The sequence below is a fragment of the Georgenia sp. genome, from assembly GCF_054605595.1.
Window position 1 is genome coordinate 25,575 of the sequence record NZ_JBTSDU010000014.1, and the last position, 11,689, is coordinate 37,263.

Annotated in this window: 21 protein-coding genes and 2 pseudogenes; 6 read left to right on the plus strand and 17 right to left on the minus strand. The window is 71.5% G+C overall.

Annotation, left to right across the window (positions count from 1 at the left end):
* Positions 1–89: 89 nt before the first annotated feature.
* The 15 genes and pseudogenes from ACYC1Z_RS03505 to ACYC1Z_RS03575 all read right to left on the minus strand — a co-directional run bounded on the left by ACYC1Z_RS03505 (position 90) and on the right by ACYC1Z_RS03575 (position 6,970).
* The gene (locus tag ACYC1Z_RS03505) at positions 90–344 is read right to left on the minus strand and encodes a hypothetical protein (protein ID WP_461408154.1); all 255 of its coding nucleotides are present in this window, start codon (positions 342–344) and stop codon (positions 90–92) included.
* Complete coding sequence (locus tag ACYC1Z_RS03510) at positions 341–586, minus strand: hypothetical protein (protein ID WP_461408155.1); 246 nt, start codon at positions 584–586, stop codon at positions 341–343. The genes ACYC1Z_RS03505 and ACYC1Z_RS03510 overlap by 4 nt, the downstream gene beginning before the upstream one ends.
* On the minus strand, positions 583–1,008 hold the full coding sequence (locus ACYC1Z_RS03515; RefSeq protein WP_461408156.1) for an Lsr2 family DNA-binding protein: 426 nt from the start codon (positions 1,006–1,008) through the stop codon (positions 583–585). The genes ACYC1Z_RS03510 and ACYC1Z_RS03515 overlap by 4 nt, the downstream gene beginning before the upstream one ends.
* 476 nt (positions 1,009–1,484) lie before the next feature.
* Positions 1,485–1,724 (minus strand): annotated as a pseudogene (locus ACYC1Z_RS03520) (WhiB family transcriptional regulator); the annotation flags it as partial.
* Entirely contained in the window at positions 1,721–1,933 is a 213-nt protein-coding gene (locus ACYC1Z_RS03525) for a hypothetical protein (RefSeq protein WP_461408157.1), read from the minus strand. The pseudogene ACYC1Z_RS03520 and the gene ACYC1Z_RS03525, both read right to left, overlap by 4 nt.
* On the minus strand, positions 1,930–2,904 hold the full coding sequence (locus tag ACYC1Z_RS03530; RefSeq protein WP_461408158.1) for a DNA methyltransferase: 975 nt from the start codon (positions 2,902–2,904) through the stop codon (positions 1,930–1,932). Before ACYC1Z_RS03530 ends, ACYC1Z_RS03525 begins: the two co-directional genes overlap by 4 nt.
* Positions 2,892–4,268, minus strand: a complete 1,377-nt coding sequence (locus tag ACYC1Z_RS03535; protein ID WP_461408159.1) for a DEAD/DEAH box helicase — start codon at positions 4,266–4,268, stop codon at positions 2,892–2,894. Before ACYC1Z_RS03535 ends, ACYC1Z_RS03530 begins: the two co-directional genes overlap by 13 nt.
* Positions 4,265–4,744, minus strand: a complete 480-nt coding sequence (locus ACYC1Z_RS03540) for a DNA cytosine methyltransferase (RefSeq protein WP_461408160.1) — start codon at positions 4,742–4,744, stop codon at positions 4,265–4,267. Before ACYC1Z_RS03540 ends, ACYC1Z_RS03535 begins: the two co-directional genes overlap by 4 nt.
* A 23-nt stretch (positions 4,745–4,767) precedes the next feature.
* Complete coding sequence (locus ACYC1Z_RS03545) at positions 4,768–5,115, minus strand: hypothetical protein (RefSeq protein WP_461408161.1); 348 nt, start codon at positions 5,113–5,115, stop codon at positions 4,768–4,770.
* The gene (locus ACYC1Z_RS03550; protein WP_461408162.1) at positions 5,112–5,432 is read right to left on the minus strand and encodes a hypothetical protein; all 321 of its coding nucleotides are present in this window, start codon (positions 5,430–5,432) and stop codon (positions 5,112–5,114) included. Before ACYC1Z_RS03550 ends, ACYC1Z_RS03545 begins: the two co-directional genes overlap by 4 nt.
* Positions 5,429–5,746 carry a hypothetical protein gene (locus ACYC1Z_RS03555; protein WP_461408163.1) on the minus strand — a complete coding sequence of 106 codons (318 nt, stop codon included), beginning with the start codon at positions 5,744–5,746 and terminating at the stop codon, positions 5,429–5,431. Before ACYC1Z_RS03555 ends, ACYC1Z_RS03550 begins: the two co-directional genes overlap by 4 nt.
* Complete coding sequence (locus ACYC1Z_RS03560; protein ID WP_461408164.1) at positions 5,743–6,024, minus strand: hypothetical protein; 282 nt, start codon at positions 6,022–6,024, stop codon at positions 5,743–5,745. Before ACYC1Z_RS03560 ends, ACYC1Z_RS03555 begins: the two co-directional genes overlap by 4 nt.
* On the minus strand, positions 6,021–6,305 hold the full coding sequence (locus tag ACYC1Z_RS03565) for a hypothetical protein (RefSeq protein ID WP_461408165.1): 285 nt from the start codon (positions 6,303–6,305) through the stop codon (positions 6,021–6,023). Before ACYC1Z_RS03565 ends, ACYC1Z_RS03560 begins: the two co-directional genes overlap by 4 nt.
* Before the next feature lie 177 nt (positions 6,306–6,482).
* Positions 6,483–6,713 carry a helix-turn-helix domain-containing protein gene (locus tag ACYC1Z_RS03570; protein WP_461408166.1) on the minus strand — a complete coding sequence of 77 codons (231 nt, stop codon included), beginning with the start codon at positions 6,711–6,713 and terminating at the stop codon, positions 6,483–6,485.
* Positions 6,710–6,970: a helix-turn-helix domain-containing protein gene (locus ACYC1Z_RS03575; RefSeq protein ID WP_461408167.1), complete on the minus strand. Its 261-nt coding sequence runs from the start codon at positions 6,968–6,970 to the stop codon at positions 6,710–6,712. Before ACYC1Z_RS03575 ends, ACYC1Z_RS03570 begins: the two co-directional genes overlap by 4 nt.
* Before the next feature lie 95 nt (positions 6,971–7,065).
* Between ACYC1Z_RS03575 and ACYC1Z_RS03580 the strand changes: the two genes are divergently transcribed.
* The 6 genes from ACYC1Z_RS03580 (at position 7,066) to ACYC1Z_RS03605 (ending at position 10,799) form a co-directional block, all read left to right on the plus strand.
* Positions 7,066–7,431, plus strand: coding sequence for a helix-turn-helix domain-containing protein (locus ACYC1Z_RS03580; RefSeq protein ID WP_461408168.1), 366 nt, complete (start codon positions 7,066–7,068; stop codon positions 7,429–7,431).
* Between the two features lie 2 nt (positions 7,432–7,433).
* Positions 7,434–7,823 carry an ImmA/IrrE family metallo-endopeptidase gene (locus ACYC1Z_RS03585; RefSeq protein ID WP_461408169.1) on the plus strand — a complete coding sequence of 130 codons (390 nt, stop codon included), beginning with the start codon at positions 7,434–7,436 and terminating at the stop codon, positions 7,821–7,823.
* Positions 7,824–7,835: 12 nt separating this feature from the next.
* Complete coding sequence (locus ACYC1Z_RS03590; protein WP_461408170.1) at positions 7,836–8,999, plus strand: tyrosine-type recombinase/integrase; 1,164 nt, start codon at positions 7,836–7,838, stop codon at positions 8,997–8,999.
* 349 nt (positions 9,000–9,348) lie between these two features.
* On the plus strand, positions 9,349–9,657 hold the full coding sequence (locus ACYC1Z_RS03595; RefSeq protein WP_461408171.1) for a hypothetical protein: 309 nt from the start codon (positions 9,349–9,351) through the stop codon (positions 9,655–9,657).
* A gap of 69 nt (positions 9,658–9,726) precedes the next feature.
* Positions 9,727–10,152, plus strand: coding sequence for an Aca2/YdiL-like domain-containing protein (locus tag ACYC1Z_RS03600; protein WP_461408172.1), 426 nt, complete (start codon positions 9,727–9,729; stop codon positions 10,150–10,152).
* A 32-nt stretch (positions 10,153–10,184) separates the two neighbouring features.
* Entirely contained in the window at positions 10,185–10,799 is a 615-nt protein-coding gene (locus ACYC1Z_RS03605) for a MucR family transcriptional regulator (protein WP_461408173.1), read from the plus strand.
* 26 nt (positions 10,800–10,825) lie between these two features.
* Here ACYC1Z_RS03605 and ACYC1Z_RS03610 read toward each other — a convergent pair whose 3' ends face one another.
* Both ACYC1Z_RS03610 and ACYC1Z_RS03615 read right to left on the minus strand, forming a co-directional pair.
* A complete protein-coding gene (locus tag ACYC1Z_RS03610; RefSeq protein ID WP_461408174.1) occupies positions 10,826–11,158 on the minus strand; it encodes a hypothetical protein in 333 nt (110 codons plus the stop codon).
* 1 nt (position 11,159) lies between these two features.
* Positions 11,160–11,689 (minus strand): annotated as a pseudogene (locus ACYC1Z_RS03615) (hypothetical protein); the annotation flags it as partial.

The window sequence follows — 11,689 nt, forward strand, 5'->3', positions numbered from 1 at the left end:
GTCGGGTCCGTGCCCCCACGGGATGGTGCATTCGTGCCCACTGGTCGTAGCGGGGGTCGCCGCAGAGGGGGCCGCGAACGTCTGCGCGGTCATCGGGCACCGTCCCCGCCACGGTCCGGCAGCGGCATGATCGACGCCCAGCCCTGCGACGAGTACTCCGCGACGACCTCTTGACCGTCGAGGATGATCAGCCGCTCACAACCGTCGTCGGTGTTGATCCCGTAGGCCGTGCCGAAGACGACGTCAGACCGTCCGGACGGGTCCGCGATCCGAAACCGCCGCTGGCGGGAGACCACCCTCGACGAGGACGGCGGTGGGGGCGTGGGAACAGGGGTCAGGGTCACAGGTCTTCTCCTTGCATCGTGAGAACGGGGGCCGCGACGGACAGGACGCCGTCGGGGGAGAGCTCGAAGTCGGCGCGCAGCGGCCACGGCGGGCGGGCAGGCCCACGCCGACGCCCCTCCCTGGTCTTCTCCAGGCGGGCCAGGTCACGCAGGTGCCAGTCGCCGTCGGCGAGCGCCGCGGTGCGCGCGGCCGCGACCAGCTCCTGCCAGTAGGGCGACGGCGTCGGGTCGGCGGCGGTCACTGGTGGGCCTCGTTGTAGGCGTCACGCACCGACTGCTGGAGGAGCCCGCGGTCGGGGACGGTGATGCCCCGCTCACGGGCCCAGGCACGCACCTCCTGCGCGGACGGCCCACCCGTCGGGGCGGTCTTGACCTTGTACGCGGCGAGCTGGCGGCGGATCTCCGCTTCTGCCTTCTGGTGCTTGTCCAGCTCGGCCTGCAGCCGGGCGCGCTCCGCCGCGGCGTGCGCCTTCGCCCGTCTCTTCGCCTGCTCCTCCTCGAGGAGCTCACGGACCCGGGCGATGGCCTTCTGCGCCCGTCCGCCGGCGGCGGCGATGTTCGCTGACTCCGACTTCGCAGCGAGGACCAGCAGGCCGGCGACGTCCTCCGGCAGGCCCGGCACCTCGGCCGGCGCGGGAAGTGGATGCGGGGCGGTGGCAGTCACGGTGGTCTCCTTCGACAGGGCGGGAACAGCGGGGGGCCGCGGCCGCGGCGGTGCCGGCTTCGGAGCCGGACGGGTCTTGCTCGCCCGGGCACGGGCCGTCGGCGACGGGTCCGAGGCGTCATCCGCAGACGGCAACCGACCCGCCGGTGACGCCGCCGGCCGGTCACGCGGCGCGAGCGGGGACGGGCGGTTCAGGCGCTCCCACCGCTCCTCACGCAGACGGTCCGCGTCCTCCCGCGAGCGCGGGGGACCCATCGGCAGACCCAGGGGGGCGCCCACAGAGTCGATGACCTCGACGGGGCCGCTCATGCGGCTGCCCTCGCGCGTGCGGCCCGGCGCTCCGCGCGGGCGATGTCGGACTGCTCGGTGTTCTTCGCCGTGCACAGCCCGCACGGCTCCTCGCCGTTGCGGATGTGGCGGCGGTACGCGGCGAGGGTCCCGCACGGCTTCAACCCGTCATGGGTGATGCCCCGGTCCTTCGCGAGCTGGCGGCGGTCCCGCTCGGACACCCCACCCCACATGCCGAACCGCTCACCGTTCTCGAGCGCGTACTCCAAGCACTCCTCCCTCACCGGGCAGCGAGCACAGATGGTCTGCGCGGGACGGACAGCGCCCCCCTTCTCCGGGAAGAACGCCTCCGGGTCCGCCTGCGCGCACAAGGCCCGCTCGACCCACTCACCGGGCAGGTTGAGGGCGGGCATGCCAGGCGTGCTCATCGGACCGTCACCGATCCCACACCACGGCGGTGCTCCTCCCGGTGTGCCTCCGCTGCCGCGTCGACCCGCTTCCGGGGCCGGTCCTGCAGCGACCAGTCGCAGTGCTCGCACTCGGCCAAGTACTCCACCTGGCCGGTCTCGGTCGCGTGGTGGACGAACACCCGCGGCTGCTCGACCACCGTCGACACTGGTGGGACGGGGGCGGTCATGAGAGGCCTGCCAGTTCACCGAGGAGGGACGGGGTGTCGACGGTCTCGGCGTCGACGGCGGCGAGGTTGCGGGTCGCCTGGACGTAGTACTCGGGCTTGAGCTCGGCGCCGATCGCGTACCGGCCCTGCCGGACTGCCTCGTACACCTCGGACCCGACGCCCATGAACGGGGTGAGGACCTTCTCGCCGGGGCGGGTGCGGAGATGGAGGTAGCGGGCGATGACGTCGAGCTGGAGCGGGTGGACGTGCTTCTCGTCGTCCTCCGACCGGGACTCACGGAACGGGAGCACACGGTCGATGCGGATGTCGTCCCACACCGACGACGCGTACTGGCGCCACACCCACTGCGAGTAGCGGTTCGTCGTCTGCGGGCCGTCCCACCCGCGGTAACGCATCAGGTCGGCGGGCACCGGGGTGGCGCCGGCGTAGTCGTGCAGGCCCGTCGGGTGCTCGGCCGGGTCCGTGCCCGCGCCGGGCTTCCGGAAGATGAGGAGCTCGTCAGCGGACGCGACCCCGCCGGCGGCGCCGTCGTTGATGATCGTCTGGTGGGCGAGGTTCTTCTGCATCGTGCGCAGCCGGACCGCGAGGGGCTCCTTCCAGATGACGTGCCGGGACACCCACTCCCAGCCCCGCTCGAGGTGCCAGCGGATGACGTCACCGGGGAAGTCCCGCAGCGAGTCCTTCCCCGTGTTGCCCGAGGGGATCGGGGCGGCGTGCACCCCGGTTGTGCGGCCCGGGATCGTCAGCCGGGTGATCTCGTCGAGGACGTACCCGTAGTGCTCGGCGAACTCCTCGTAGGTGCGGGCGTTGGACAGGTCCCGGTCGTCGGAGGAGTAGTGGTAGAGGCCGGCGAACGGCGGCGAGTAGATGGAGCCGTGGAGGACCTCGTCCGGGAGCTCGTGCATCACCTCGATGCAGTCACCGTTGTAGATGGCCCACCGGTCGGTGATCTGCTGGGTCAGGACGCCCATGCTGGGACCTCGATCCTCTGCGAGTAGTCGTGCCGCGCGACATCGCGGGCGTGGTTCATGTGGGAGACCAGGGCGGAGAACATGGCGTCGGCCGCGTCCGCCTTCCGGCGGAGGTTCGCGAGGGCGTTGCGGCCGCCCTCGGTGGTGATGACGTCGACCCGGACCGGGCTCGTCTGCCCGAACCGCCACATGCGCCGGACCGCCTGGTACCACTGCTCGTAGGAGTGGGTCGGGAAGTACGTCATGCGGGAGGCGTGCTGCCAGTTCAGGCCCCAGGCGCCGATCGCGGGCTTCGTCACCAGGAAGGGCACGTCGCCGTTGGTGAACGCGAGGAGCTTCTCCTCCTTCGCGCCCGGGGAGTCCGAGCCGGTGATCTCCACCGCGCCCGGGATCAGGTCCGTGAGGAGCGAGGACTCGGCGTTGAGCTGGCACCACGCCACCCCACGGTCCGCGTCCGCGAGCGCCGTGGCGGCGGCCTCGCACCGTTCGGTCAGGGTGCGGCGCGACTCCTCGCGCTCCTCGCGCAGGCCCGTGGCGGGGACGTCGAAGAGGGTTCCCTCGGCGGGGCGGGTCGCCTGCACGAGGTGCTCGTGGACGTCGAGCGGGGGCAGGTCGAACCCGGTGTCGTCGAAGCCGTAGTCGGACGGGCGGCGCATCGCTCGCGCCCACGTGGACACCCATCGCCAGAACGGGTCCTCGGCGTGCCCCTTGAGCCGCCACCCCACCGCGCGGCCGGTCGCCGCGAAGGAGGACCGCGAGGTGTTCGTGCGCTGCTTGTTCGTGAAGAACCGGGACAGCATGTCGGTGTGCCCGAGACCGCCGAGGGCCTCCGAGGACGTGCCGAGCTCGACCCAGTCGTTCTGGGCGGCTGTCGCGGTCGAGAGTAGCCGGTACGGCAGACGGCGCATGAACTCCGTCACCACGGTGCGGGTCTTGCCGTCGAACGACTTCAGGATCGAGGACTCGTCACACACGACGCCGGCGAAGTCGCCCGGGTCGAACTTGTGGAGCTGCTCGTAGTTCGTCACCGTCACCGGCGCCGCGACCTTCCCTGAGCGGGACTGGGCGGCGTCGTGGCCGAACTTGCGCGCCTCGGCAACCACCTGGAAGCCGACCGCGAGCGGGGTCAGGAACAGCACAGGCTGCCCCGTGCGCTGGTGGACCTGGTCCGCCCAAGCCAGCGCCATCGGCGTCTTGCCCAGGCCGCAGTCCGCGAAGAGGGCGCCCCGCCCGACCCGCACCGCCCACTCCACCAGCGCCCGCTGGTACGGGAACAGGTGCTCGGGAAGGTCCACCGGCGCGAACCCGCCCGCGTCCGCGAGCTGGGCCTTCCGCGCGAGGAAGTCCGAGTAGGGGGCGATCACGCCGCCACGTCCTCTCCGGTGATCGCGGAGACGACCGTCGCGATCAAGTCCCGCGCGGCGGGCGGGGTGACGGCGTTGCCGGAGAGCTTGACCTGCTCGCGCCGGTTGCCCTCCATCAGGTAGTCGGCGGGGAACGCCATGGCCTGCTTGATCTCGGACGGCTCGAGCATCCGGAAGCGCACGTCGTCGATGTTCACCGTGCGGCCCTGCAGCACCGCTTGGTGACCCGCAGTGGTGATCGTCCGGGCGGGCTCGCTCGACGGTGTGGTGAGGCTGGACTGGTCGTCGCCTCGGATGTTGGCGTAGGGCGCCTGGTCGTCATCGCGGTCGGCCTCCGACCAGTCCAGGAGGTGCCGGCCCCGCCGCTCACCCGGGCGCCGCAGGTGCGGCTCCGGGATGTACACCGGCGAGAACACGAAGGTGCCGCACCGCTCGCACCGGAACGGGCGCGCGTGCGCACGCTTCCGGTCCGTCATCGGTGCCGGTGCCACCACGGCGATCACCCCTGCGCCTTGGGGTCGGTGCGCACGTACACCCGCACCCTGGCCCGGTTCGCCGACGTGCCCGTCGACGCCTCGAAGATCGGGAACTCCTGCCCGCCCGCGACCACTGTCGCCGGGGCGAGCACCCCGCCCTTCACCGCCCGGGAGAACAGGCCACCTCGGGAGGACTCGGGGATCTCGACAGCGTCGAGCTGCGAGCGCACGAGGTTGATGGAGACCTTGTCGCCGACCGGGTAGGACGCGATGATCCGGTCGAAGTTCGCGACGTCGTCGGCCAGGAGGATGCCGAGGGACTGCTGCTGCCCGGCGTCGCGGCGGCGAGCGCCCTCGGTGAGCGTGGTCATCGTGGACCGTCCCATCTGTCTCGGACGGTCTCGGCGGCGGACATGCCCGTCAGGGCCGAGCGCCACGGCTCGTCGGTGCCGGCCGGGCGGCACATCAGCTCGTACTCGATGCCCGGCTGGGCGGTGCACGTCAGCTGCGCGGCCCAGAGCGCGGCAGACCACGACTCCGCGGGGAAGACGTCGGCCTGCGCGGCGTGGGAGTAGAGCACCCCGTACTCGGTGCCCTCGTGACGCTCGTGGCGGATGTGCTGGCCGACCAGGTCGCCATGACCCCGGTAGATGCGCTGGGCCGGGTGCTGGTCGTCGTGGCGGGTCACCAGTCCGCCCCCGAGGTGAGGACCCGCCACATGCCGACCAGGGAGACGAGGAGGAGACCCGGGCCGATCAGCAAGTCGATGACCGTGGGCGCGCGGGAGACGTTGAACGCCCACATGCCGGTGAAGGTGAGCCCGACGCCGGCGAGGAGCACCAGGGCGGACATGACGAGGAGGAGCACCACGGCGCGCGCGGCGGCGATGGGGTCGAAGTCGCGGACGTCGGCCTCGTAAGCCGCTTCGGACGGCTCCGCGGCCTCGACCGCGTGCAAGAGCCGCTCCCACCGCGGGTCGCTGATGTCCGGCAGCTCGCTCACCGGGCACCCACCAGGACCACGAGGTCGTCGATGTGCTCCCACCGGTAGGCGCGGGCGATCGCGTCGAGGGAGTCACCGATGCGCAGCACGTCAGCCGGGGCCAGCGGGGCATTCCGGGCGTCGCAGGCGATCGCGAGACCACGGACGGCCATGCGCTCCACGGACCAAGCCGCAATGGCTTCGCCACCGTCGATGTCCAGGCGGGGAACCGACCTGGCGATCTCCCGGTCGGTAAGGTCCGCCGACGTCGGGGCGGGGGCGACCACCGCCGCGTTCATGCCGCACTCCCGAGAGTGCCGGCGATGACGGCGAGGGTGTCGCCGATGCCGTTGAGCTGCGCACGGGCGGTGTCCCGCTCAGCGCGGAGCTGCTCCACCTCGGCATCACGGCGAGCGAGCGCGAGCATCAGCGCCCGCACGTCGGCCGGGTAATGCACGTGGATCAGGTCCAGGCCGCCGACCGACTGTGCCTGCCGGGCCCGCTCGTCGATGCGAGCGAGGTTCAGCGATAGTGGCGACGGTGCGGCCAGTGCGGGACGGAGTTTAGGTGTCCAGTTCATGGGAGGATTCCTCTCGGTTGACGCCGGTCCCGGGCTGTCCAGGCTTTGATGGGGCCGGCGTTGCTATGTCTGTGTGCGGGGAACCTCGCCGCCGAGACCGGGGGGACCAGGCGCGAGCCCGGCGGCGAGGAGATCAGGCAGCCCGAGTGCCCGGTGGGCTCCACTGCTCGGCGGCGCTCATGCCGTCACTCGCCGACGCGAGCGCAGGTCGGTCACGTTCGCGCGGTGCTCGCACGGGACGCCGTCGAGCCAGGCGTCCACGCACGCCTCGCGCACGGTCCACTTCCCGCCCTTGACGGGCTGGGACCCGTGGAGACGGCCGGACTCGAGCGCCCGATAGATCGTCACCAGGCTCCGCCGCGCGACCTCCGCGACCTCGGGCGGGGTCAAGCGCGCCGACGCGCTCATGACGCTGCCCTTGCGGGCTGATCGGCGTCAGCCTCGTACACCGTGGTGAGGGAAGCGACCTTGATCCCGAGGACGTTGGCGATGTCCTTGAGCTCGCTGACCGAGAAGGCTGACGCGCCGTTACTACGGAGTCGACGGTCCAACGTCGTGCGCGGAATGCCGGTCTCCTGGGCGAGGCTTAGGTGCGACTTCCCGGCCGTGTCGATCGCCCCGCTGACGTTGTCGGCGACGGCCGCTGCGTACTGCGTGCTGTCCATATAGGCACTGTAGACGCCCGATCGGGCAGTGGCAAGGCGTCGAAGTACCCAGTTCCGGCATTGACGCTGCCGCTAATGGGCGCTACGTTGCCCGCATGGACATGAACGACGCCGTAGCCCGAGCGATCAGCGCCGAGCGCAGCATCGCGAAGATGACTGTGAAGGCACTCGCGAAGGACTCCGGGATACCCGAGCGGTCACTGATGCGAGTCCTACAGGCGGAGCGTGAGATCAAGGTCAACCAGGTCGCTCAACTCGCGACCGCACTCGGCGTCTTTCCGCACGAGATCATCGAGCACGCGGAGCAGATTCTCGCCCGTCATGAGCGCGGACCCGCTTCGGTGATCCACCTGCCTCGTCAAACCCGCCCGACGAGCACACTGCCGCGTGCGGTCGCCCCTGCGGCGCACGATGCGCCCGGCCAGGACGACGACGTCGCGGCTCAACAGGACGAGCCGTAGAGATGGACCGGATCCTCGAGGTCGCGCGCTCGCGCGGCGTGCGCGTGACGTGGCGAGATCTCGGCCGACGCAACGGGGAGTGCCACCCGTCCGGGCTGATCATCCTCAACCCGCGCCGGACCGAGCAGGCTCAGCGCGTCACGCTCGCGCACGAGCTCGGCCACGCCCACTACGGGCACGTGTGGACCGACGACCCCCACGAGCACGCCAAGCACGAGCGCCTCGCCGACGAGCACGCCGCCGCGCTCCTCATCCCCATCTGCGCCTACCGACGCGCCGAGACCACCGTCGGCAACCACCCGGGCGCCCTGGCGAAGGAGCTCGGCGTCACCCGCGCCCTCGTCGAGGCATGGCAGACCAAGACCCGGTGGCCGCTCGTCCTGAGCGCCTGAAAGGAACCAGTCATGGCATGGGTCAGGAAGCTCCCCTCGGGCAAGTACGCGGGCCGGTACCGGGGCCCGGACAGCAAGGTCCGCACCGTCGCCGGCGGCCCCTTCACGCACAAGCGCGCCGCCGAACGGGCGGCCGCGAGCGCGGAGGAGGACTCGCGCCAGCCGGGCTGGCGGGGGCCGGAGGCTGGGCGGAAGACGTGGCGGGAGTGGTGCGGGCAGTGGTGGCCGTCTCGGACGGTCGAGGTGTCGACGTTGAAGACGGACGCGGGGCGGCGGGATGTGCACCTGATGCCGAGGTGGGGCGACGTGGCCCTGGCCGACATCACCCGGCACGACGTGAAGGCATGGGCGGCGGACCTCACGGCGGGGCGGGGACCGGGGGCGCGGAAGGCGCTGGCGCCGGCCACGACGCAGCGCGTGGTGCACCTGCTGTCGGCGTCGCTCGCCGCGGCGGTGGATGCGGAGATCTTGCCGGCGAACCCGGCCGCCCGGCTGCGGCTGGGTGGTGGGTCGCCGGCGGTCGAGCGCTACCTCACGGCCGAGGAGTACCAGGCGGTCCGTGCGCACCTGGACGACGAGCACCGTGTCATGGCTGACCTGCTCGTGAACACAGGGATGCGGTGGGGCGAGGCGGCCGGCCTGCACGCGGCGCGCGTCGACCGCGAGCGCGGGGTGGTGATGGTCGCGGAGGTGTGGTCCGCGAAGGCCCGTGCGATGAAGGGCTACCCGAAGGGTCGACGGCGGCGTGAGGTGCCGTTGCCGAAGTGGGTGGAGCTGCCGGCGGTGCGTCCTGGGGAATGCGGCTACCAGCATGGCGGTGCGCGGTGCCGCGGCGGGCTCGCCGTGACGACGGCCGCGGGGGCGATCCTGGACGACTCGATGTTCCGGCGAGTGTTCGCGGCCGCGGCGGTGGCGGCGGGCGTGGGGCACGTGCGGGTGCACGACCTGCGCCACACCTACGCCTCCTGGCTGCTGCAGGACGGCGTCCCCCTAGCCGAGGTCGGCAAGCTCCTCGGGCACGAGTCGCCGATCACCACCCAGCGGTACGCGCACCTGGCCGAGACGCCCCGTGCGGCGGTTCTCGACGCCCTGCGCCATGGCGCAGAAATGGCGCAGCCAGATGCTCAAAGACGATCAGGAACGCTCAGAGTCATCAAGGGCGGGAAGGCCGGATAGTGGGCCTGACCTGCGGTAACGCTATGACAGGGCCAGTGGTGCCGAGTGATGATCAGAGGTGCTTCACGCACTTTTAATCCGCGGGTTGTGGGTTCGATCCCCACGGGGCCCACCGATCTTTCGTTGCGATTCCGCCACTTTTAGCAAGCGCCCCGGCCTGGCCGTGGCGGCAGATGGCGCAGAAATGGCGCAGCCGACGCCTCGTGGCACTCGTCAGCGGCGCAACGGAGCATGGTGCACCGTCATCGATGGGCGGGCCAGGACTTGCGCACCCTAAAAGCGGGTGCTAGAGTAAGTGTCACGAGGTCAGGGGAACAGCCCCAGACCCACACCGGAAGGAACCGGGACCATGAGCACCAACACCCTCACCGCCGAGCAGATCATCCGCACCGCCCGCACCAGCCTCATCCTGGACGTCGACACCACCATCACCACCGACGAGGCCGCCGACGAGACGACCATCACCATCGGAGACCACCGCCTCGCCATGGGCACCGAGTGGGAGGACGACGGCGAGACCGTCTGGGGCTGGACTTGGACGACCTACGTCGCCGACGCCGACACCGTCGACGGGTGGGAAGAGATGGGCACCGACGCCAGCCAGGACGAGGTCGACACCATCGCCGCCGTCACCGCCTGGATCACCCGCCAGGCCTGACCGACAAGCCCTGCCCCTCCTGCCCGGGGGGCAGGGCGCTCACTCCCCCATCACGAAAAGGAGGCCCCGATGCGCACAGAGGACACGCCCGACGGGATGCTCGGCGGCGAGCTGCAGACCGTGCGCGACTGGCTCGGCGTCACCGTGGACCGGCTCGCCGCCATGCTCGAGGTCAACCCGCGCACCGTCCGCGCCTGGGAGGCCGGGAAGTACCCCGTCCCGGAGGGCGTCCGGGAAGCCGTCGAGTGCCTTGAGGCCGATACCGCCGTCGCCGTCGGCGAGATCGTGAGCGCCCTGCATGACATGCGAGACCCTGCCGTCGCCGTCTACCGCACCGACGAGGACCTCGCCGGCGCGCGCCCCGACGCCGCACACCTGGGCGCCCGCTGGTGGCGCCACGTCGTCGCCCGTGCCGCCACCGAGGTCCCCGGCGTCATCATCGGTACCGTGAGCGAGCTCGACGACCAGCGCGTCCAGCACGCCGCCCGCACCTGACGATGCCCCCGTCGTGGCGGCGGCCAGACCGGGTGCCACCGGAGGATCATTGGCGCACCGACGACGCCATCCTCTGCCTGGAGTGCGGCCGGTGGCTCAAAGCCCTCGGCCGACACCTCCCCAGCCATGACCTCGACTCCGCGACCTACCGGGCGGTGTGGGGCATGGGCCGCCAGCAGTCCCTCGCCTCACGCGACTACGGCGCGGCCCGACGGGAGATCGCGATCGTTACCGGCGGTCCCGAGCGACTGACCGCGTGGGCTCCCATCGTGGAGGCTGCCCGGATCGCCGCATCGAGGGAGGCCACCAAGGACCGCAGACCCCTCCCAGAAGCCCGACGAACCCGCGCCGCCGCCGACGCCCACCACCGCAAGGTCCGCGAGCGCGAGGACCGCGCCCGGCAGTGGCTCGCCGAGGCTGGCTGCCGCGACCCGGCGGAGTGGCTGCGGGCACGCTCGGACGAGGGCTGGTCCGTCAGGGCAATCACCCGAGAGCTCGACCTCTCAGAGACATCCGTCCTGCGATGGATGGACGCCGCCGGCATCCCCCGCCGGCCACCCGGCCCCAGGCCTGACCCCAACCGTCGACCGCGGCGGCCGGAGGCGGGCATGACGAAAAGCCCCCCGCCCACCCTCCGAAGAGGATGAGCGGGGGGCTGATGTGCGGGGGCGGATCAGTCGACGTCGGGCGCGGTGGCCCAGACCTCGACAGGGGTGCCGTCCGGCTGTGGTGAGGCAGGCCCGGCGACCGTGGCCCCGGTCTGGTCCACGCGCGCCTCGACCTGCGAGGCGGGGGTGACAGCCGAGCGGGTCCACCACGCGGTCAGGAGCACCACGAGGGAGCCGAGGATGTCAGCGGACTGTGCGAGCCGGTCACCGATCGCGGTGAAATCGAGGCCCCAGATGAGGCCGAGGGCTACCAGGGCGCCGATGACGCCGCGGACGAGGGCGGGCTCCAGGGTGAGGAGCCGGCGCCAGCCGGTGGTGGGGAGTGCGTGCTCGCTCATGTCACTTCACCTCCAGGGTGATCGTCGCGCCCGTGAGGGCCTTTTCGACGGCGGCACGGACGGTGGCGATGACCTGCTCACCGTCGACGCCCTGCGCCCCGGCGAGTGCGGTGACGGCGGCGGTGAGTGCGGTGATCTGCGCCGTCTGCTGGGCGGCGAGGTCGCGGGACGTCTGGGTGAAGCGGTAGATGTCCTTGAGGCTGTCCCAGATGTTGCGGCCGTCGACGCGGAAGTCGATCAGCTCGTGAATCTCCATGTCGTCCTCCTCGGACGTGGTCGGGGTAGGTGAGGTGCGGAGCGCAGCGGTCTGGGCGCGGAGCGTGTGGATGTAGGAGCCGACGTCGACCTTGCGGCCCTTGGGGAGGGCATACTCGGCATGAGAGGCGACGAACCGGGCGCCGAGGTCCATGAATGCGGCCATGACGCGCGGGTAGGCCCACTCCTGTTCCGGGGTGAGGCCGCCCACGGTCCCATCCCATTCGCACTCACACCCGAAGAGGGTCGTGTTGCCGGTGGCTCCCTGGTAGTAGC

What these genes read in the sequence shown, in the direction of transcription:
- ACYC1Z_RS03525 (WP_461408157.1), bottom strand. Translation starts at nt 1,933, where the DNA reads ATGACCGCCCCCGTCCCACCAGTGTCGACGGTGGTCGAGCAGCCGCGG.
- ACYC1Z_RS03530 (WP_461408158.1), bottom strand. Translation starts at nt 2,904, where the DNA reads ATGGGCGTCCTGACCCAGCAGATCACCGACCGGTGGGCCATCTACAAC.
- ACYC1Z_RS03540 (WP_461408160.1), bottom strand. Translation starts at nt 4,744, where the DNA reads ATGACGGACCGGAAGCGTGCGCACGCGCGCCCGTTCCGGTGCGAGCGG.
- ACYC1Z_RS03545 (WP_461408161.1), bottom strand. Translation starts at nt 5,115, where the DNA reads ATGACCACGCTCACCGAGGGCGCTCGCCGCCGCGACGCCGGGCAGCAG.
- ACYC1Z_RS03560 (WP_461408164.1), bottom strand. Translation starts at nt 6,024, where the DNA reads ATGAACGCGGCGGTGGTCGCCCCCGCCCCGACGTCGGCGGACCTTACC.
- ACYC1Z_RS03565 (WP_461408165.1), bottom strand. Translation starts at nt 6,305, where the DNA reads ATGAACTGGACACCTAAACTCCGTCCCGCACTGGCCGCACCGTCGCCA.
- ACYC1Z_RS03570 (WP_461408166.1), bottom strand. Translation starts at nt 6,713, where the DNA reads ATGAGCGCGTCGGCGCGCTTGACCCCGCCCGAGGTCGCGGAGGTCGCG.
- ACYC1Z_RS03575 (WP_461408167.1), bottom strand. Translation starts at nt 6,970, where the DNA reads ATGGACAGCACGCAGTACGCAGCGGCCGTCGCCGACAACGTCAGCGGG.
- ACYC1Z_RS03580 (WP_461408168.1), top strand. Translation starts at nt 7,066, where the DNA reads ATGGACATGAACGACGCCGTAGCCCGAGCGATCAGCGCCGAGCGCAGC.
- ACYC1Z_RS03585 (WP_461408169.1), top strand. Translation starts at nt 7,434, where the DNA reads ATGGACCGGATCCTCGAGGTCGCGCGCTCGCGCGGCGTGCGCGTGACG.
- ACYC1Z_RS03590 (WP_461408170.1), top strand. Translation starts at nt 7,836, where the DNA reads ATGGCATGGGTCAGGAAGCTCCCCTCGGGCAAGTACGCGGGCCGGTAC.
- ACYC1Z_RS03595 (WP_461408171.1), top strand. Translation starts at nt 9,349, where the DNA reads ATGAGCACCAACACCCTCACCGCCGAGCAGATCATCCGCACCGCCCGC.
- ACYC1Z_RS03600 (WP_461408172.1), top strand. Translation starts at nt 9,727, where the DNA reads ATGCGCACAGAGGACACGCCCGACGGGATGCTCGGCGGCGAGCTGCAG.
- ACYC1Z_RS03610 (WP_461408174.1), bottom strand. Translation starts at nt 11,158, where the DNA reads ATGAGCGAGCACGCACTCCCCACCACCGGCTGGCGCCGGCTCCTCACC.